At 66.2% G+C, this 16532-nt stretch carries 19 protein-coding genes; 11 read left to right on the plus strand and 8 right to left on the minus strand.

Translation table 11 applies throughout. From position 1 onward, the window contains the following. Window positions 1-15: 15 nt before the first annotated feature. Window positions 16-1575 carry a phosphate ABC transporter substrate-binding/OmpA family protein gene (locus KUV65_RS08905; RefSeq protein ID WP_222189749.1) on the plus strand — a complete coding sequence of 520 codons (1560 nt, stop codon included), beginning with the start codon at window positions 16-18 and terminating at the stop codon, window positions 1573-1575. A gap of 62 nt (window positions 1576-1637) precedes the next feature. On the opposite strand, the gene radC is transcribed toward KUV65_RS08905, so the two are convergent. The 3 genes from radC to sfsA all read right to left on the minus strand — a co-directional run bounded on the left by radC (window position 1638) and on the right by sfsA (window position 4092). Continuing rightward, entirely contained in the window at window positions 1638-2444 is an 807-nt protein-coding gene (gene radC, locus KUV65_RS08910) for a RadC family protein (RefSeq protein ID WP_374107068.1), read from the minus strand. 42 nt (window positions 2445-2486) lie between these two features. Further along, window positions 2487-3296, minus strand: a complete 810-nt coding sequence (gene map / locus KUV65_RS08915) for a type I methionyl aminopeptidase (protein ID WP_261331718.1) — start codon at window positions 3294-3296, stop codon at window positions 2487-2489. A gap of 73 nt (window positions 3297-3369) precedes the next feature. After that, complete coding sequence (gene sfsA, locus KUV65_RS08920) at window positions 3370-4092, minus strand: DNA/RNA nuclease SfsA (protein ID WP_222189753.1); 723 nt, start codon at window positions 4090-4092, stop codon at window positions 3370-3372. Window positions 4093-4144: 52 nt separating this feature from the next. On the opposite strand from sfsA, the gene KUV65_RS08925 reads away from it, so the two are divergent. From KUV65_RS08925 to KUV65_RS08935, 3 genes are read left to right on the plus strand one after another with little or no spacing between them, the layout of a single operon-like run. Further along, window positions 4145-4873: a competence/damage-inducible protein A gene (locus tag KUV65_RS08925; RefSeq protein ID WP_222189756.1), complete on the plus strand. Its 729-nt coding sequence runs from the start codon at window positions 4145-4147 to the stop codon at window positions 4871-4873. After that, the gene (locus KUV65_RS18195; protein WP_222189759.1) at window positions 4870-5622 is read left to right on the plus strand and encodes a GNAT family N-acetyltransferase; all 753 of its coding nucleotides are present in this window, start codon (window positions 4870-4872) and stop codon (window positions 5620-5622) included. Before KUV65_RS08925 ends, KUV65_RS18195 begins: the two co-directional genes overlap by 4 nt. Before the next feature lie 53 nt (window positions 5623-5675). Further along, the gene (locus tag KUV65_RS08935) at window positions 5676-6611 is read left to right on the plus strand and encodes an OmpA family protein (RefSeq protein WP_222189761.1); all 936 of its coding nucleotides are present in this window, start codon (window positions 5676-5678) and stop codon (window positions 6609-6611) included. 116 nt (window positions 6612-6727) lie between these two features. Here the strand turns inward: KUV65_RS08935 and KUV65_RS08940 are convergent, their stop codons facing one another. Beyond that, complete coding sequence (locus KUV65_RS08940; protein WP_222189764.1) at window positions 6728-7633, minus strand: LysR family transcriptional regulator; 906 nt, start codon at window positions 7631-7633, stop codon at window positions 6728-6730. A gap of 196 nt (window positions 7634-7829) precedes the next feature. Between KUV65_RS08940 and KUV65_RS08945 the strand changes: the two genes are divergently transcribed. Beyond that, window positions 7830-8555 carry a class II aldolase/adducin family protein gene (locus tag KUV65_RS08945; protein WP_222189767.1) on the plus strand — a complete coding sequence of 242 codons (726 nt, stop codon included), beginning with the start codon at window positions 7830-7832 and terminating at the stop codon, window positions 8553-8555. A 4-nt stretch (window positions 8556-8559) separates the two neighbouring features. Here KUV65_RS08945 and speB read toward each other — a convergent pair whose 3' ends face one another. Next, window positions 8560-9513 carry an agmatinase gene (gene speB / locus KUV65_RS08950; RefSeq protein ID WP_222189770.1) on the minus strand — a complete coding sequence of 318 codons (954 nt, stop codon included), beginning with the start codon at window positions 9511-9513 and terminating at the stop codon, window positions 8560-8562. 126 nt (window positions 9514-9639) lie between these two features. Here speB and mtgA point away from each other — a divergent pair, with 126 nt between their 5' ends. Genes mtgA through KUV65_RS08975 form a run of 5 tightly spaced genes read left to right on the plus strand, consistent with a single transcriptional unit; the run spans window position 9640 to window position 13534 of the window. Continuing rightward, entirely contained in the window at window positions 9640-10365 is a 726-nt protein-coding gene (gene mtgA / locus KUV65_RS08955) for a monofunctional biosynthetic peptidoglycan transglycosylase (RefSeq protein WP_222189772.1), read from the plus strand. Between the two features lie 60 nt (window positions 10366-10425). After that, a complete protein-coding gene (gene fzlA, locus KUV65_RS08960) occupies window positions 10426-11091 on the plus strand; it encodes an FtsZ-binding protein FzlA (protein WP_222189774.1) in 666 nt (221 codons plus the stop codon). Beyond that, window positions 11088-12125 (plus strand): tRNA epoxyqueuosine(34) reductase QueG, encoded by a 1038-nt coding sequence (gene queG / locus KUV65_RS08965; protein ID WP_261331719.1) that lies wholly within the window; start codon window positions 11088-11090, stop codon window positions 12123-12125. The genes fzlA and queG overlap by 4 nt, the downstream gene beginning before the upstream one ends. Beyond that, window positions 12116-12988, plus strand: coding sequence for an SDR family oxidoreductase (locus KUV65_RS08970; RefSeq protein ID WP_222189776.1), 873 nt, complete (start codon window positions 12116-12118; stop codon window positions 12986-12988). Before queG ends, KUV65_RS08970 begins: the two co-directional genes overlap by 10 nt. A gap of 57 nt (window positions 12989-13045) precedes the next feature. Continuing rightward, window positions 13046-13534, plus strand: coding sequence for a L,D-transpeptidase family protein (locus tag KUV65_RS08975; RefSeq protein ID WP_222189778.1), 489 nt, complete (start codon window positions 13046-13048; stop codon window positions 13532-13534). On the opposite strand, the gene KUV65_RS08980 is transcribed toward KUV65_RS08975, so the two are convergent. Beyond that, window positions 13521-13901, minus strand: a complete 381-nt coding sequence (locus KUV65_RS08980) for a CAP domain-containing protein (protein WP_222189780.1) — start codon at window positions 13899-13901, stop codon at window positions 13521-13523. The two genes, KUV65_RS08975 and KUV65_RS08980, sit on opposite strands and share 14 nt — an antisense overlap. Before the next feature lie 518 nt (window positions 13902-14419). Between KUV65_RS08980 and KUV65_RS08985 the strand changes: the two genes are divergently transcribed. Then, window positions 14420-14605 (plus strand): hypothetical protein, encoded by a 186-nt coding sequence (locus KUV65_RS08985; RefSeq protein WP_222189782.1) that lies wholly within the window; start codon window positions 14420-14422, stop codon window positions 14603-14605. 142 nt (window positions 14606-14747) lie between these two features. On the opposite strand, the gene rlmN is transcribed toward KUV65_RS08985, so the two are convergent. Both rlmN and KUV65_RS08995 read right to left on the minus strand, forming a co-directional pair. Continuing rightward, a complete protein-coding gene (gene rlmN / locus KUV65_RS08990) occupies window positions 14748-15929 on the minus strand; it encodes a 23S rRNA (adenine(2503)-C(2))-methyltransferase RlmN (protein WP_222189785.1) in 1182 nt (393 codons plus the stop codon). A gap of 67 nt (window positions 15930-15996) precedes the next feature. Then, window positions 15997-16527: an invasion associated locus B family protein gene (locus KUV65_RS08995; protein WP_222189787.1), complete on the minus strand. Its 531-nt coding sequence runs from the start codon at window positions 16525-16527 to the stop codon at window positions 15997-15999. Between the last annotated feature and the right edge of the window lie 5 nt (window positions 16528-16532).

Raw genomic sequence — 16532 nt, forward strand, 5'->3', positions numbered from 1 at the left:
CAGTTTCACAGATCCATGATCCGGTATGTCGGGGCGGCAGTCATCGCCGCCCTTTTCCTGTTGTCCCATCCCTCGCCGGCGATCGCGCAGGATGTCGAACTGCGCTCGCTCGATGGATCGGTCACGCTGGAAGGCAACCTGATCTCCTATGACGGCGCCTATTACCGGATCGAAACAGAATTCGGCCCGATGACTGTGTCGGCGCAGGGCGTGTCCTGTGCCGGCCCCGGCTGTCCCGACCTGACGACCTTTGTCGCCGAGGCGCGCATCGCGGGCGCAGCCACAGTGGCCGAGGGGTTGATGCCCGAGTTGCTGCAAGGGTTTGCCGAAGCGCAAGGTATGGCGCTGCGCCAGACCGAGGGCGCGGACGGCACGCAGATCTTTACCCTGTCCCGGAGAGACGGCAGCCCCGCCGCACGCTTTCACCTCACCCCCGGCACCACCGACGCAGGGTTTCTGGCGCTGCTGAATGGCGAGACGGATATCGCGCTGGCCCTGCGCGAACCCAACGCCGCCGAGCGCCGCGCGGCCGAGGCCGCCGCCCCGGATGACCCGGCGCTTGAGCGGCGCGTGCGCGTTCTGGCGTTGGACGCGCTGGTGCCCGTCGTATCGCCCGAGAACCCGGTGGACGCGATCTCGCTGCCGGACCTCGCCCGTCTTTTCGGCGGGGAGGTCACGAACTGGTCCGAGCTTGGGGGCCCGGACGCACCGGTTGCCCTGCATCTTCTGTCGCCGGGGCTGGGCCTGGCGCAGGGCTTCGCCGACCGCGTTCTTGTCGCATCCGACTCTGGCCTGTCCGAAGAGGTCACGCGCCATGACAGCGGCGCGGCCTTGGCGGCCGCCGTGGCGAATGACCCCTATGCCGTGGGCATCATGCCCCGATCTTCGCGCGGCCTGGCGCGATCCCTGCCGCTGAGGGGGGCTTGCGGGTTCTCGCAACTGGCGACGCCCGACGCCGTGAAGGCCGAGGATTACCCGCTGACCGCGCCGGTTTACCTGTACCTCGCGCCGCGCCGCCTGCCGCAACTGGTGCGCCAGTTCCTCGATTTCACCCGCTCCGAGACCGCCGAGCGGATGGTCCAATCCGCCGGATACGTGAACCAGAGCCTGACGCGCACCCCGCTGGCGTGGCAGGGCGCGCGGCTGGCCAATGCGATTGCCGGGGCGGGCGAGGACGTGACACTCGCCGATCTGCAAACCCTCGTCGCGCGGCTGGACGGGGCCGAGCGGCTGTCGCCGACCTTCCGCTTCGGGGATGGCACCGCCGAGTTGGATACCCAGTCGCGCGCCTCGGTCCTGCGATTGGCCGCCGCGATCGAGCGCGGCGCTTTTGACGGGCGGCGCCTGATCTTCGTGGGTTTCTCGGACAGTGCGGGCGCGGCAGCCGTCAACCGCCGCCTGTCGCTCAGGCGTGCCGAAACGGTCCGCGAGGCGGTGATCGCCGCGGCCGAGGCCGTGGACCCGGGCCGGGTCGAGATGATCGTCGAGGCCTTTGGGGAGGCGATGCCGATGGCCTGTGACGACACAGATTGGGGCCGCGCGGTGAACCGGCGTGTCGAGGTCTGGCTGGAATAGCGCCTGCAGGGTGTTTTGGCCGGGTTGGGTGAGATGCTCGCAATGGGCCGCGCCCTGCCGCATCACAGATACCCTTCTGCCCGAAAGCTGAGTTCGCGCGCCTTGCCGATCACAAGGTGGTCATGGATCACGAGGCCCAACACCTCGGCCGCGTCCCGGATGGCATAGGTCATGTCGATATCGGCCTGGCTGGGCGTAGGATCGCCCGAGGGGTGGTTGTGTACGAGGATCAGCGCCGAGGCGTTCAGTTCCAGCGCGCGCTTGACCACCTCGCGCGGGTAGACGGGGACATGATCGACCGTGCCGTCGGCCTGCGCCTCGTCCGCGATCAGCACGTTCTTGCGGTCGAGGTAGAGCACGCGGAACTGTTCGAGGTCGCGATGCGCCATCGCGGTCTGGCAGTATTCCAGCAGCGCGTCCCACGAGGACAGGATGGGCTTTTTCAGCACCTTGGCGCGGGCCATGCGGTGCCCCACGGCTTGCATCAGCTTCAATTCGAACACGACGCGGTCGCCGACGCCCACGACCTCTTTCAACCGGGCCTCGGGCGCGGCGAGGACGTGGTTGATATCGCCGAACCGCTTCAGCAGCGCCTTGGCGAGCGGTTTCGTATCCCCACGCGGGATGGCGCGGTAAAGGATCATCTCCAGCAATTCGTAATCGGGCACGGCATCTGCCCCGCCCTCGGTAAACCGCTGGCGCAGGCGGTCGCGATGCTTGTGACGGTGAAGCTCCGCCCCTCTGGACGGGCCGCCCGCCAGCGCGCGGGCGGTCGGGGCCGGGTTCGAAACGACGGGCGCAGTCGTCACGAAACGCGGAGAGACTTCGTCAAAGGAAAAGCTCGGCTGAGTCGGCATGACATTTGACATGCCGACACTGTGCCATGCGCTGGTTAATATCCGGTTACCGGATCAGGCCCAGGTGGGATGAAATTTATTCGCGGGCGAGAGGGTGAAGATCTCGTATCCCGTCGCCGTCACGCCGATGGAATGTTCGAACTGGGCCGACAGGCTCTTGTCGCGGGTCACCGCCGTCCAGTCATCGGCCAGCACCTTGGTCTCGGGGCGGCCAAGGTTCACCATCGGCTCGATGGTGAAGAACATGCCCTCTTCCAGAACCGGGCCGGTGCCGGGGCGACCGTAATGCAGCACGTTGGGCGGCGCGTGGAACACCTGCCCCAGCCCATGACCGCAGAAATCGCGCACGACCGACATGCGGTGGCCTTCGACGAAGGTCTGGATGGCATGGCCGATATCGCCGAAGGTGTTGCCGGGCTTGACCGCTTCGATCCCCTTGAACAGCGCGTCATGGGTCACCTGCACGAGGCGTTCGGCCTTACGCCCCAGCGTGCCCGCCACATACATGCGCGAGGTGTCCCCGAACCAGCCATCGACGATCACGGTGACGTCGATGTTCAGGATATCGCCATCCTTGAGCACCTTGGTGCCCGGGATGCCGTGGCACACCACGTGGTTCACGCTGATGCAGGAGGCGTGCTTGTACCCGCGATAGCCGATGGTGGCCGATTTGGCCCCGGCCTCGTCCACCATGCGCTCGATTTCCGCGTCCAGCGCAGCCGTGGTCACGCCCGGTTCGACCATGGGCGCGATCCGGTCGAGGATGTCCGCCGCCAGCCGACCGGCCTTGTGCATGCCCGCGAAATCGGCGGGCTCGTGTATGCGAATGCCGTCCTTGGTCAGACGGCCCTTGAAATCGTCCAAGACAAGCCTCCTGTGCTTGTGCGGAATTTATGCCTTTCGGCGCCGGTTTTCCAGCCGGGGCGGGCCGGACAGGTCAGCGCAGCGCTTGCGGCCCCTCGTCGATGGGCAGCGGCCCGGACAGCGACACGCCATGGCGGTCGATCCGCGTGGCGTGGCAGAGCATTTCCACCCCCGCGTCACGCGCCGCGTCGAAACCCGCCGCATAGGCCGGGTCAAGATCGGCGGCAAGGCGAAACCGGGCACAATCCGTGCGCTGGATGACGTAGAGCATGACGGCACGTCCCCCGGCCTGCGCAATGCGCGACAGCTCGCCCAGGTGCTTGGTGCCCCGCGCGGTGACGCAATCGGGGAACTCGGCCCAGTCGCCGTCGCGGCGCAGATGCACGTTCTTGACCTCGACATAGGCGTCGGGACGGCCGGGGGCGCTTAGCAGGAAATCGATGCGGCTTCTCTCGCCGTATTTCTGTTCGGGGCGGATCGTCTCGTAGCCCGTCAGCGCCGGGATGCGCCCCTCGGCCAGCGCCTCGCCCACGATGCGGTTGGGCAGACCTGCGTCGATGCCCGCAAGGTGCCCGCCGTCCAGTTCGACCAGCCGCCAGCCGTAGTTCAGCTTTTTCTTCGGGTCGTCATTCGGTTCGACCCAGATGCGGCTACCCGGGGCGTTCAGACCCATCATCGAGCCGGGATTGGGGCAATGGGCCGTCGCCTCGGTCCCGTCCTCCAGCACGATGTCGGCGAGGAAGCGTTTGTAGCGACGGATCAGCCGTGCGGGCACGAGAGGGGTTTGAAAGCGCATGGGCCCGCCCCTATACCGATTGGGACGTTTTCCTCAAGCGTGGAGCCTGCCCATGACATCCCCAACCGCCGCGATGCTTGTGATCGGGGACGAGATCCTGTCGGGGCGCACCCGCGACGCGAACATGTATCACCTCGCCCGGGCGCTGACCGATCACGGCATCCCGCTCTGCGAAGCGCGGGTGATCGCGGACGATCACGCGACCATCGTGGCAACGGTGAAGGCGTTGGCGGGCCGCTACGACCACCTGTTCACCTCGGGCGGGATCGGGCCGACCCATGACGACATCACCGCCGAAGCCGTGGCCGAGGCGATGGGCGCCCCGATCGGCATCCGCGACGACGCGCGCGCGATCCTTCAGGCGCATTACGACGCCCGTGGGCAGGAGTTGAACGAGGCCCGGTTGCGCATGGCGCGGATCCCCGACGGCGCGACCCTGATCGACAACCCGATTTCCGCCGCGCCGGGGTTCACCCTTGGCAATGTCCACGTGATGGCCGGCGTCCCGTCGATCTTCGAGGCGATGCTGGCGGGGGTGTTGCCCACGCTGACAGGTGGCGCGCCGGTCCTGTCGCAAAGCCTGATGGTGCGGCAGGGCGAGGGGGACATCGCGGCAAGGCTGGGCCAGCTGGCCGAGGATCACCCCGAGGTTTCCATCGGGTCCTACCCATTCATCCGCGACGGGGTGCACGGGTCGAACATTGTCGTGCGCAGCCAGGACGGGCAGGCGGTGGATGCCGTGATGCAGGAGCTTTCCGCCCTGTTCGGAGAGACGCGGTGAGCGTGGCCCTGCCGCCCGAGCGGCTGGCGCGCGTCATCGCCGAGACATGGCCGCCCGAGCGGGTCGAGGCCGTGGGGCCGTTCAAGGTGGCGCATGGCGGCGGGGGCGGCAACCGCGTGTCCGCCGCGCGCTTGGCGGACGCGACCTCGGACGGATCGGAGGTGACGCCCGCACAGATCGCCGTCGTGGCCGACGCGCAGCGCGCCATCGGGCAGGAAGCGCTGTTCATGGTGCCGGGACACCAGACCGGCCTTGATGCCGTGCTAGAGGCCGAGGGCTACACCACCCGCGACGAGACCGTCGCCCTTGCCATCGCCGCGGGCGAGATGGCCGCGCCGCCGCCGCGCGTCACCTGTTTCGACATCTGGCCGCCCCTCGCCGTGCAGGAGGAGATCTGGGCCGAGGGGGGCATCGGCCCCTCGCGTCTGGCCGTGATGCACCGGGCCGATGGTGCCAAGACCAGCCTTTTCGGGCGCATTGGCGACCGGCCCGCGGGCACGGCCTTTGTGGCCATCTCGGACGGCGTCGCCATGCTGCACGCGCTGGAGGTTCTGCCCCGCGCGCGGCGGCAGGGGTTGGCCGGACACATGATGCGGGCGGCGGCGCATTGGGCCGCCGAGCAGGGCGCGGAGACCTTCGCCGTTCTTGTCACGCGCAAGAATTCGCCGGCCCTGGGGCTTTACGCTTCCTTGGGGATGAATCCTGTGGGACAGTACCACTATCGAGTGAAAAGCGGCGAGACAGCCTGAAAATGATCACCCTTGGCCGCAGAAAACGCGGCCTTTGCGCCCCCCTGAGCCTGATGTGCGCCGCGGTGTTTTGCGCCGGGGCAGCGTCTGCGCTCGACCTCGATCTGCCGCCGGGGGCGGAGCTGGTGGCGACCGATCCGGCCACGCCGGGGGATCACGCCATTGCGACGGGGCCTTTCGCGGACGGGCAGGTGCCCACGGACCTGGCCCAGGGTGTCGTCCAGGGCTTCACCTGGCATGTGCCGAATGCCGCCACCGATAGCAGCGCGCAACTGGCCACTGCCCTGGCTGAACAGCTTGAGGCGCAGGGCTACCGCATCACCTTTGCCTGCGCGGACCGGGCCTGCGGCGGGTTCGATTTCCGCAACGCGATCTCGGTCGGCGAGGCCCCCACGATGCACGTGGATTTGGGCGATTTCCGCTATATCGCCGCGGATCGCGATGGCGACGATGGGGCGCGCGACCGCGTGGCCGTGGTGGTCTCGCGCGGCGGGCAAACGGCCTACCTGCACCTGACCCTTGTCACCCCGGCCGACCAGACCGCCGCGCCGGTTACAGGCTCCAGCCGCGCGCCGGAGGCGAGCGCGCCCACGGCCCCTGCGGCGGAGGATTTGGGGTTGATCGACCGCCTGCTGATCCACGGCTCGGCCCCGCTGGATGACCTGAGTTTCCAGACGGGCGCGTCGGAATTGTCGGGGGCGGATTATGCCTCGCTTGCCGAGCTGGCCCGGTTTCTGGCCGGTGACCCGACACGGCAGATCGTCCTTGTCGGGCACACGGACGCGCAAGGGTCGCTGGAGGGCAACATCGCACTGAGCGAGGCGCGGGCCGAGGCCGTGCGCGGCCACCTGATCGACCGCCTTGGCGTGTCGCCCGAACAGGTCAGCGCCGCGGGGATCGGCTTTCTCGCGCCGCGCGCCGCCAATGACACGGACGAAGGCCGCGAGGCGAACCGGCGGGTTGAGGTCGTGCTGACGACCCCGGGCTAAGGCGGTTTCCTACGCATCAGAAAAAATCCCCCGGGATGGATCGGCCATCACCGGGGGAATAGTCGGCGCGCTGCATGACGCAGGCGCTGGCACGAAGGGTAATACGGCGGGCGGGCTTACCAGTCGGTCGGCCCCTTGTCCTTGAAGGCCGTCACAAGGAAATCGATGAAGGATCGCACCTTGGGCTGGATGAACCGGCCCGGCGGATAGACGGCGTAGATCCCCTGCACATCCACCGGCAGATCGGGGATCACATCTTCGAGCAGACCCTCGCGCATGGGCTCCGCGTAAAGGAAGCTGGGCAAGTAGGCGATGCCAAGGCCGCCGACCGCGGCGTTCAGCAGGGATTGACCGTCGTTCACCGTCAGCCAGCCACCGGTGCGCACCTGGCGCTGCTCGCCCGAGGGCGCGGTGATCTTCCAGACATTGCTGGACGACGAGTTCGAGTAATGCAGCAGCTTGTGTTCGTTCAGATCGTCGATTTTCTCGGGGCGGCCGTAGCGCGCGAAATACTCGGGCGAGGCGATCATGCGGCGGGTGGTTTCGCAGATCTTGCGCGCGCGCAGGCTGCTGTCTTCCAGCTCGCCCACGCGGATCGCCATGTCGAACCCTTCCGAGATCAACTCGACATAGCGGTTGTTCAGCACCATGTTCACGGTGATCTCGGGGTATTCGTTCAGGAACTTGCCGAGGATCGGTGAGACATGGTTCACCCCGAAATCGGTCGCGATGGAGACGCGCAGCGTGCCCGAGGGCGCCGATTGCATTGCGGTGACAAGCGCGTCTGCCTCTCCGGCATCGTTGAGGACACGGCGCGCCCGGTCGTAATAGGCTAGGCCAATTTCCGTGGGGCTGACCCGCCGTGTCGTGCGGTTCAAAAGGCGCGCGCCAAGACGTGCTTCGAGGCTCGAAACGTGTTTCGAGACCGCGGATTTCGAAATGCCCAGCTTTCGGGCGGCATCCGTGAAGCCGCCCTGATCCACGACCGTGGCGAAGGCTTCCATTTCCGTCAAACGATCCATGATGCGTTACACCTGCATACTTGCTGCTCAGGATGCACATTGATCGTGAAATGGGGCGCGATTGGGGTCACGCCTTGTTCAAAGACGGGAAATTGCGCGGATCGTTCGTGACCGCGCAACAGCATTCGAGGCAGTTCGCCTTGTTCCCACCGGGGCGTCCGCTAGGGTGGCCGCGATCGACCGAAGGAGCCCCGATATGGATCACGCCACCGCCCGCGCCGAGCTTGCCGCCGCCTTTCGCCTGACCGCGCGCGAGAACATGCACGAGGGGATCGCCAACCATTTCTCGCTGGCGGTGAACGGCGACGGGACCGAGTTCCTGATCAACCCGAAGAAGCATTTCAGCCGGATGCGCGCCTCGGACCTTTGGGTGATCGACGCCAACGACCCCGACAGCGCGAAAGGCCCCGATGCGCCCGACCCGACGGCCTGGGGCCTGCATGCCAGCCTGCATCGCCATGTGCCCCATGCCCGCTGCGCCATGCATGTGCATTCGACCTATGCCACGGTTCTCGCCAGCCTCGCCGACAGTCGCCTGCCGCCGATCGACCAGTCCTCGGCCATTTTCTACAACCGGCAGGTGGTGGACGAGGCCTATGGCGGCCTTGCGCTGGAAGAAGAAGGCACGCGCTGTGCCCGCCTGTTCCAGGACCCGAGCGTGCGCACGATGATCATGGGCAACCACGGCGTCCTGGTGATCGGCGAGACCGTCGCCGAGACCTTCATGCGCATGTACTATTTCGAGCGCGCGGCGCGGACCTACATCCTTGCCCTGCAAACCGGCCGCCCCTTGCGGGAGCTTTCGCCCGACGTGGCCGAGCTGACCGCGCAGCAGCAGGAGGGCGACACGAAGGCCGAGGCCGAATTCCTTGCCGGGATGCGCGCCATGCTGGATGCCGAGGAACCCGACTACGCGCAGTGATGGCTCAGGCGTTGCGGGCGTGCAGGATGCGCCCGATCAGGTTCAGCAGAAGTTGCGCCGCCAGGATCGCGGTCGTACCCGTGCGGTCGTAATCCGGCGCAACTTCGACCAGATCGACACCGACGATGCGGTTGCGCCTGGCCAGGATCGCCAGCAGTTCCAGAACCTCGTAATAGAGGAACCCGCCATGGCTGGGCGTGCCCGTGCCCGGTGCGATGGACGGATCGAATCCGTCGATATCTATGGTCAGGTAGAGGTCCACACCCTCCGGCACCCGCTTGGCAACGGCCTCGACCCCCAGCTTGCGGATCTGACGCACCGACAGGATGTCGGACCCCATCGCGCGAGCGGCGTCATACCCCTCTTTCGCGGTGGACGAGACGTTGCGAATGCCGAACTGGCTTAGCCCCGTGACGTGGTCCTGTTCCGCCGCGCGGCGCATCGGGTTGCCATGCCCGTGCCGGACGCCATGCCGCTCATCCACGAAATCGAGATGCGCGTCGATCTGCACGATATGGATCGGCCCATGGTCGTCGAAGGCGCGAATGCAGGGGATATTGATCGAATGATCGCCCCCCAGCACCACGGGCAAAGCGCCCGCAGCGCGGATCGCACGCACTGCGGCCTCGATATTCGCGTGGCTACCCTCGGTATCGGTATGGACGATATCGGCATCGCCCATATCGACGATCCGCGTCCCCGGCCCGAGATAGGTGACATCATCCTCGTGGTCATAGGCCCCGGCATGGCCAAAGGCGAAGAGCGTCGAGGCCTCGCGGATCGCGCGGGGCCCAAAGCGCGCGCCGGACCGCCATTGCGTGCCGAAATCGAACGGGGCGCCAAGAATGGCGACATCGGCCTGAAGCCCCTCCCAATCGGGCTGGTAGGGGTATTTGCCGAAAGTGGCGATGCCGACAAAGGGCAGGTTCAGGCGGCCGGACTCGTATCCATGTGTCATGGGGCAAACCCTGCGGGCGGATCGGCGCGCTGACAAGCGATTGTCGCGCCGACGCCTTTGTTTGCGCCGCACTTGCCGCTATCGTGCCCGCACAAGAGGGCAAAGAGCCCCCGGCAGGCAGGCGAGATGGCGAAACGAACCCGCAGGAAAACCGTGACCCCGCGCGTGTCGCGGACAAGGCGAGCAGCGCGTTGGCTGCGGCGCTGGTTGGCGCGTGCCATGCTGGCCTCGGTCGCTGTGATCCTCGCCTGGGTCGGGCTTTATGCCGTCATGCCCCCGCCCACGACGCCCTACATCTTCACCGAGTCGCGGCGGCTTGGGGGCGCGGAATACGCGTGGGTCCCGATGGAAGAGATTTCGGAAAACCTGCAACGCGCTGCCGTCGCCGCCGAGGATGCGAATTTCTGCCTGCATTGGGGCTTCGACATGGACGCGATCCGCGCGGCCATCGACGAAGGGGCAGCGCGCGGCGGCTCCACCATCAGCCAGCAGGTCGTGAAGAACGCGTTTCTCTGGCACGGGCGATCCTGGCTGCGCAAAGCGCTCGAGGCTGTGATCACCCCGGTGATGGAGGCCCTCTGGCCCAAGCGCCGGGTGCTGGAGGTCTATCTGAACGTGGCCGAGTTCGCGCCCGGTGTCTTCGGGGCCGAGGCCGCTGCCCGGCATCATTTCGGCATCTCCGCCGCCGATCTCTCACCACGGCAGGCCGCGCTTTTGGCCGCCGTCCTGCCCAACCCGGCCGAGCGCGATGCCTCCGCCCCCTCGGCCTGGGTCGAGCGGAGAGCCGCCGCCATTCGCGACGGGGCGGCGACGATCCGCGCCGATGGGCGCGACGCGTGCTTTGCGAATTGAAAAACCGTGCGGATTTCTGCAAAGACGATGGGCAATCCCAACCCGGTTTCCCGAGCAATCATGGTTCGCCTTTATCACTTCGCCCTCTCGCCCTTCTGCCGGAAGGTGCGTCTTGTCCTGGCTGAAAAGAAGATCGACGTTGAACTGGTCGAGGAAAAATACTGGGAACCCAAGACCGAGTTCCTGCGCCGCAACCCGGCGGGCAAGGTGCCCATCCTCAAGATCGACGGCATGAACCTGTCCGAGTCGCAGGCCATCTGCGAATACATCGAGGAGACACATCCCGAACCGGCCCTGATGCCCAGCGCGCCCGCCGAACGCGCCGAGGTGCGGCGGCTGGTGGCGTGGTTCGATGACAAGTTCCACCACGAGGTGACGAAAAACCTCGTCTACGAGCGCGTGAACAAGAAGATCATGCGCGGCGGCTACCCGGATGGGCGCGCGGTCAAGGCGGGGGCAGCGAACATCAAGTTCCACCTGAGCTACATGGAATGGCTTCTGGATCATCGCCGCTGGCTGGCGGGGGACCGCATGACGCTGGCCGATTTCACGGCCGCGGCGCACCTGTCCTGCCTCGACTACATCTCGGACGTGGACTGGAACCTGTCGCCCGCGGTCAAGGACTGGTACGCGACGATGAAATCGCGCCCGGCCTTCCGGTCGATCCTGGCCGACCAGATCTCGGGCTTCATCCAACCGCCGCATTACGCGAATCTCGACTTTTGACCGATCTGAAGACCGCCCTGCAGACCGAGGCCCGCGCGGCGGGCTTCGCACGGATGGGCGTGTGCCGGCCCGACGCCATCCCGCAGGCCGCCGGCCGCTTGGCGGAGTTCGTGGCCAAGGGGCGGCACGGGCAGATGGGCTGGATGGCCGAGCGGATGCACTGGCGCGGCGATCCGACGGCGCTCTGGCCCGAGGCGCGCTCGGTCATCATGCTGGCCGAGCCCTACACGCCCGAAAGCGACCCGTTGGAGGCCATCACGCGCCACGACCGCGCGACCATCAGCGTTTACGCGCAGAACCGCGACTACCATGACCTTGTGAAAAAGCGCCTCAAGCGCGTCGGCCGCTGGCTGCTGGACCAGGCGCCGGGACACGAGATCAAGGTCTTCGTCGACACCGCGCCGGTGATGGAAAAGCCCTTGGCCCAAGCCGCTGGCCTGGGCTGGCAGGGCAAACACACGAACCTTCTGTCGCGGGATCTGGGCAACTGGTTCTTTCTTGGCGCGATCTTCACCACCGTCGAGATCGCGCCCGACCCGCCCGAGCGGGAGCATTGCGGAAGCTGCACCGCCTGCCTCGACATCTGCCCGACGCGCGCCTTCCCCGCGCCGTTCCAACTCGATGCGCGGCGCTGCATTTCCTACCTGACGATCGAGCACAAAGGCCCGGTCGACCCCGAGCTGCGCCCCGGCCTCGGCAACCGGATCTATGGCTGCGACGATTGTCTTGCTGCCTGCCCGTGGAACAAGTTCGCGGTCGAGGCGACCGAAATGCGCTACGCCGCGCGGCCCGATTTCCTGTCGCCCCGGCTGGAGGAGTTGGCCGGGCTGGACGACGCCGGTTTTCGCGCGATGTTCTCCGGCAGTCCGATCAAGCGGATCGGGCGGGACCGTTTCGTGCGGAACGTGCTGTATGCCATCGGGAATTCGGGCGAGGCCCGGTTGCGTCCGGTGGCGCAGGGTTTGATGAATGACCCCGACCCGGCCGTGGCGGACGCGGCCCGGTGGGCAGTGGAGAGATTGCAATGCGCCTGATCGTATTCGGCCTGGGATATTCCGCAAAGGCGCTGCTGCGCCTTCTGCCCGACGATACGCGGGTGTTTGCAACCACGCGCTCACAGGAGACGCTCGATCAGTGGCGCGGCACGTCGATCCTCGGCGCGCTTTTTCCCGGCGAGGAAGACAAGATCGCCGCCGAACTGGCCGAGGCCACGCATGTGCTGGTGTCGATTCCCCCGGTCGAGGGCGAGGATATCGTGGTCGCGCGCATGCGCGACGCGCTGGTCGAAGCCGCGCCGCGATTGGACTGGGTCGGCTACCTGTCGACGACCGGCGTCTACGGCGACCATGATGGCGGATGGGTCGACGAATCGACGCCGCTGACGGGGTCCACAAGGCGCGGACAGGCCCGGATCGCCGCCGAAACGGCGTGGATGGACCTGTACCGCGACCATGGCCTGCCGCTTCATATCTTCCGGCTGGCGGGCATCTACGGACCGGGGCGCGGCCCCTTCGCCAAGGTGCGCAACGGCACGGCGCGGCGCATCATCAAGGAGGGGCAGGTCTTCAGCCGCACCCATGTCGAGGATATCGCGCAGGTGCTGCTGGCCTCGATTCACCGGCCCAATCCCGGCGCGGCCTATAATGTCTGCGACGATGACCCGGCGCCGCCGCAGGATGTCATCGCCCATGCCGCCGAACTGCTGGGCCTGCCGGTGCCCGAAGCCATCCCCTTCGACGAGGCCGAGCTTGGCCCGATGGCGCGCAGTTTTTACGCCGAGAGCAAGCGCGTGCGGAACGACCGTATCAAGGACGAGTTGGGCGTGCGCCTGCGTTACCCGACCTACCGCGAGGGGCTGGCCGCGCTGCTTTCTGCCGAGACGGACGGCAACCTCTAGCCGCGCACCGCGCCGCCGTGTATTTCCGCGATAGTTCCCGTCAGGAAGGTTCCGGCCATGCGCGCCCTTTTGATCCTCTGCCTCGGCCTGTTTCTTGCGCTTGGCGCGGGATGCTCGCGGTTCATGGAGTATGACGGCCCCGAGGTGACGCGGGTCGAGGTGCATAAATCCGAGCGGTTCCTGGTGCTCTATCACCACGAGGAAATCCTTGAGGCGATGCCGATCGAGCTGGGTTTCGCACCCGAAGGGCACAAGGCGCAGGAAGGCGACGGGCGCACGCCCGAAGGCGAATACGTCATCGACCGGCGCAACCCCGACAGCGAATACTACCTGTCCATCGGCATCAGCTATCCCAACGCGGACGACATCGCCGCCGCCGAAGAGGCCGGCGTCAGCCCCGGGGGCGATATCTTCATCCATGGCACGCCACGGGAATTCCGCGGCGACGAGGATTGGACGGCGGGCTGCATCGCGGTGACGAATCGCGAAATGCGGCGCATCTACGCCATGGTCGAAGACGGCACGCCGATCATCATTCATCCGTAATTCCCCCGGTTCCGGTCATCACGACCCACCAGCCCATGCCGACCGCGTCGACATGAAGGGCCAGCCCCGCATCCTCGGCCACCGGGTCGAGCAGAACCGCGGCGGTATCGGGCTCCGCCAGCCAGTCGGACAGGATGGCGCCCGCCCCGGAGGTCGAGCGCGCCACGACCTCACCCAACAGGCGCCCGGCATATCCAGTTCGGGCGGCGCGCTGGGTCGGCAGGCTGCCATCGGTGCCGCGATGCCCGGTCTGGCCCTGTCCAGATAGATCGCGCGCATGGGCCAGCGCGGCGCAGTCGAGCGTTGGCGAAAGGGTGAGATTCGGCAGATCAGCCGCGCTGCGGCGCGCATTGAGCGCGGAAAGCAAGGAAAGCCGCTGGCGGCTCGCATCATCGCGCGCCCGAGGGGCGGCCCCAAGGTATGGGGCGGTCTGGGGATGGGCACCGGACAGCCCGCAAGATCCGAGCGCCGGAAGAATCGCAGCACTCGCCATGAGGACCTGTCAGCGTGTCATGCGCCAAGGATTTAAGGCAAAATCCTTTAGATTTCGTAAATGATCGGGTCGGGTTGGTCGCCCGCCCCGGAAAAGCCCGTGGCATAAATGTCGCAGCCGGCCAGCGCTTGTCGCAGGGGCAATGCAACCCAATCGCTCCGGCCACGTTGCACCTCTATGTGTGAACCATGGCTTCGGTCTGAGTCGATTCCGTTCGTCAGGACCCGCATGTGTTGCCAATATGACGACACGTTCGGAATCCTGCTGCGCGCGAATTTCAAGCGGCGTTGCAATCGTAAGGCATTGCTGCTTAAACACGGATACGAGGTACAGTCTTGGGTGCCCTGAACCTGTGCATGTCGCGCAAAAAGGGGCGTATCTTGGAGGATACTATGAAGAAACTCGCTCTCGCTGCTGCTCTGTCGGTCGTCGCCACTGGTGCGTTCGCCGGCGGCTACGTTGAACCGACCGTTGTTGAGCCCGTCGTGATCGTTGAAGACACGTCCAGCTCGGCAGGCGGCATCATCGTTCCGGTGATCGCTCTGATCCTGATCGCAGCTGCTCTGCACCACAACTGATCCCAACGGATCAGACGTGATTGGAAAGGCGGGTCGCTTCGGCGGGCCGCCTTTTCTCTTTTCAGGATCGTGCAGATGCACGGCGTCCCCATGAAAAAGCCGCCCCTCGCAGGGCGGCTTTTCGCTGTCTGGGTGGATATTGTCAGATGCCGGTTTCGGCCTCGATCTCGGCCTTGGACTTGCGGCCGCGTTCGGTGGCAGATTTCAACTGCCCGCAGGCGGCCATGATATCTTCGCCGCGCGGGGTGCGGATCGGGCTGGCGTAGCCGGCCTTGTAGATGATGTCGGCGAATTTCTCGATCCGGTCCCAGTCCGAGCGCTGGTAGGGCGCGCCGGGCCATTCGTTGAAGGGGATCAGGTTGATCTTGGCCGGAATGCCCGCGATCAGCTTGACCAGGCGGCGCGCATCCTCGTCGCTGTCGTTCACATCCTTCAGCATCACGTATTCGAAGGTGATCCGCTCGGAATTGGATGCCTTGGGATACTCGCGCAGCGCCTCCAGCAGCTTCTTGATTCGCCACTTCTTGTTGATCGGCACGAGGACATCGCGCACCTCGTCCGTCGTGGCGTGGAAGGACACGGCCAGCATGCAGCCGATCTCTTCGGCGGTCTTGGCGATCGCGGGTACGACGCCCGAAGTGGACAGCGTGATGCGGCGGCGGGAAATGGCGATGCCTTCGCCGTCCATCGCGATCTTCATCGCGTCGCGCACGTTCTCGAAATTGTAGAGCGGCTCACCCATGCCCATCAGCACGATGTTCGAGATCAGGCGCGGGCGTTCGCCCGAGCCCTCCCCGGGGCGGGGCCATTCATCGAGGTCGTCGCGGGCCACCATGACCTGGCCGATCACCTCGCCCGCGGTCAGGTTGCGGACCAGTTTCTGCGTGCCGGTGTGGCAGAAGGTGCAGGTCAGCGTGCAGCCCACTTGCGACGAGATACACAGCGTGCCGCGATCTTCCTCGGGGATGTAGACAACCTCGACCTCGTGGCCGCCGGCGATGCGCATCAGGTATTTGCGCGTGCCATCCAGGCTGACCTGTTTCGAGACGATCTCGGGCACCGCGATGGTGAAATGCTCATCGAGCTGCGCGCGATAGTCCTTGGACAGGTTCGTCATTGCGCCGAACTCGCGCGCGCCCTTCTGGTAGATCCATTGCCAGATCTGCCCGGTGCGCATGCGCGCCTGTTTCTCGGGGGTGCCTGCGGCGATCAGGGCATCGCGCAGCCCCTCGCGGGTCAGGCCCACGAGGTTCAGTTTGCCGCCCTCGGGCAGCTTGCGCGGAATGGTCAGAACATCCTGCGTGACAGGGGCGCTGGCGGTCATCGGTCAGAATCCTCGGATAAGGTCGAGGGTCACATATAGAGGCCGCCGCGTTTTCGCAAACCCGAGCTTAGCCCGAACAGCGCGCCTCGGCATCCTCGACGGCGGCGGTGAAACCCATGAGCGAGAAGGTGTCCTGGGTCTGGGTGCCCCGGCTGGAGCGCGCGGTCAGGACGGCGTCGGCGCCGCGCTTCATCGCGGTGATGATGCGCTGGTCATCCTGCGGGGACGCGGCCCAGGCCATTTCACCATCGGTGAACAGCTCGAAGGTCGAATCGCCGATCTGCATCGTGACGGTGGAGCCGTCGGCAAAGGGGTAGCCACCGGTGAACGAAACCTCGCCCAGACGATCCTGGCCGGGCCAGAAGCTGACGAACATCAGGATCTCGCCGCGGCGCACCGAGACTTCGCGCCCGTCGCGGGTGTTCAGGGTCTCGCGCGGGGTGGACACGACCCAGCACTGGGTCGGATCGTCTTCGACGAAAACGCTCCAATCCGTCTCGGCAGCCACACGGTTCGAGGATTCTTCTTCTTGCGCCAGTGCCGCCCCGCCAAACGTAAGCGCCGCCGCCGCAACCATGCCGACAATGGTATTCTTCATGACCA

It is taken from the genome of Maritalea mobilis (assembly GCF_019800885.1).
GTDB lineage: Bacteria > Pseudomonadota > Alphaproteobacteria > Rhodobacterales > Rhodobacteraceae > Roseibacterium > Roseibacterium beibuensis.

Coding starts and splice junctions, on each gene's coding strand:
- KUV65_RS08925 (WP_222189756.1), top strand. CDS start 4,145: ATGACATCCCCAACCGCCGCGATGCTTGTGATCGGGGACGAGATCCTG.
- rlmN (WP_222189785.1), bottom strand. CDS start 15,929: ATGACCGCCAGCGCCCCTGTCACGCAGGATGTTCTGACCATTCCGCGC.
- KUV65_RS08970 (WP_222189776.1), top strand. CDS start 12,116: ATGCGCCTGATCGTATTCGGCCTGGGATATTCCGCAAAGGCGCTGCTG.
- speB (WP_222189770.1), bottom strand. CDS start 9,513: ATGACACATGGATACGAGTCCGGCCGCCTGAACCTGCCCTTTGTCGGC.
- KUV65_RS08975 (WP_222189778.1), top strand. CDS start 13,046: ATGCGCGCCCTTTTGATCCTCTGCCTCGGCCTGTTTCTTGCGCTTGGC.
- sfsA (WP_222189753.1), bottom strand. CDS start 4,092: ATGCGCTTTCAAACCCCTCTCGTGCCCGCACGGCTGATCCGTCGCTAC.
- KUV65_RS08985 (WP_222189782.1), top strand. CDS start 14,420: ATGAAGAAACTCGCTCTCGCTGCTGCTCTGTCGGTCGTCGCCACTGGT.
- KUV65_RS08905 (WP_222189749.1), top strand. CDS start 16: ATGATCCGGTATGTCGGGGCGGCAGTCATCGCCGCCCTTTTCCTGTTG.
- radC (WP_374107068.1), bottom strand. CDS start 2,444: ATGTCAAATGTCATGCCGACTCAGCCGAGCTTTTCCTTTGACGAAGTC.
- mtgA (WP_222189772.1), top strand. CDS start 9,640: ATGGCGAAACGAACCCGCAGGAAAACCGTGACCCCGCGCGTGTCGCGG.
- KUV65_RS08935 (WP_222189761.1), top strand. CDS start 5,676: ATGTGCGCCGCGGTGTTTTGCGCCGGGGCAGCGTCTGCGCTCGACCTC.
- fzlA (WP_222189774.1), top strand. CDS start 10,426: ATGGTTCGCCTTTATCACTTCGCCCTCTCGCCCTTCTGCCGGAAGGTG.
- KUV65_RS08995 (WP_222189787.1), bottom strand. CDS start 16,527: ATGAAGAATACCATTGTCGGCATGGTTGCGGCGGCGGCGCTTACGTTT.
- KUV65_RS08945 (WP_222189767.1), top strand. CDS start 7,830: ATGGATCACGCCACCGCCCGCGCCGAGCTTGCCGCCGCCTTTCGCCTG.
- KUV65_RS08940 (WP_222189764.1), bottom strand. CDS start 7,633: ATGGATCGTTTGACGGAAATGGAAGCCTTCGCCACGGTCGTGGATCAG.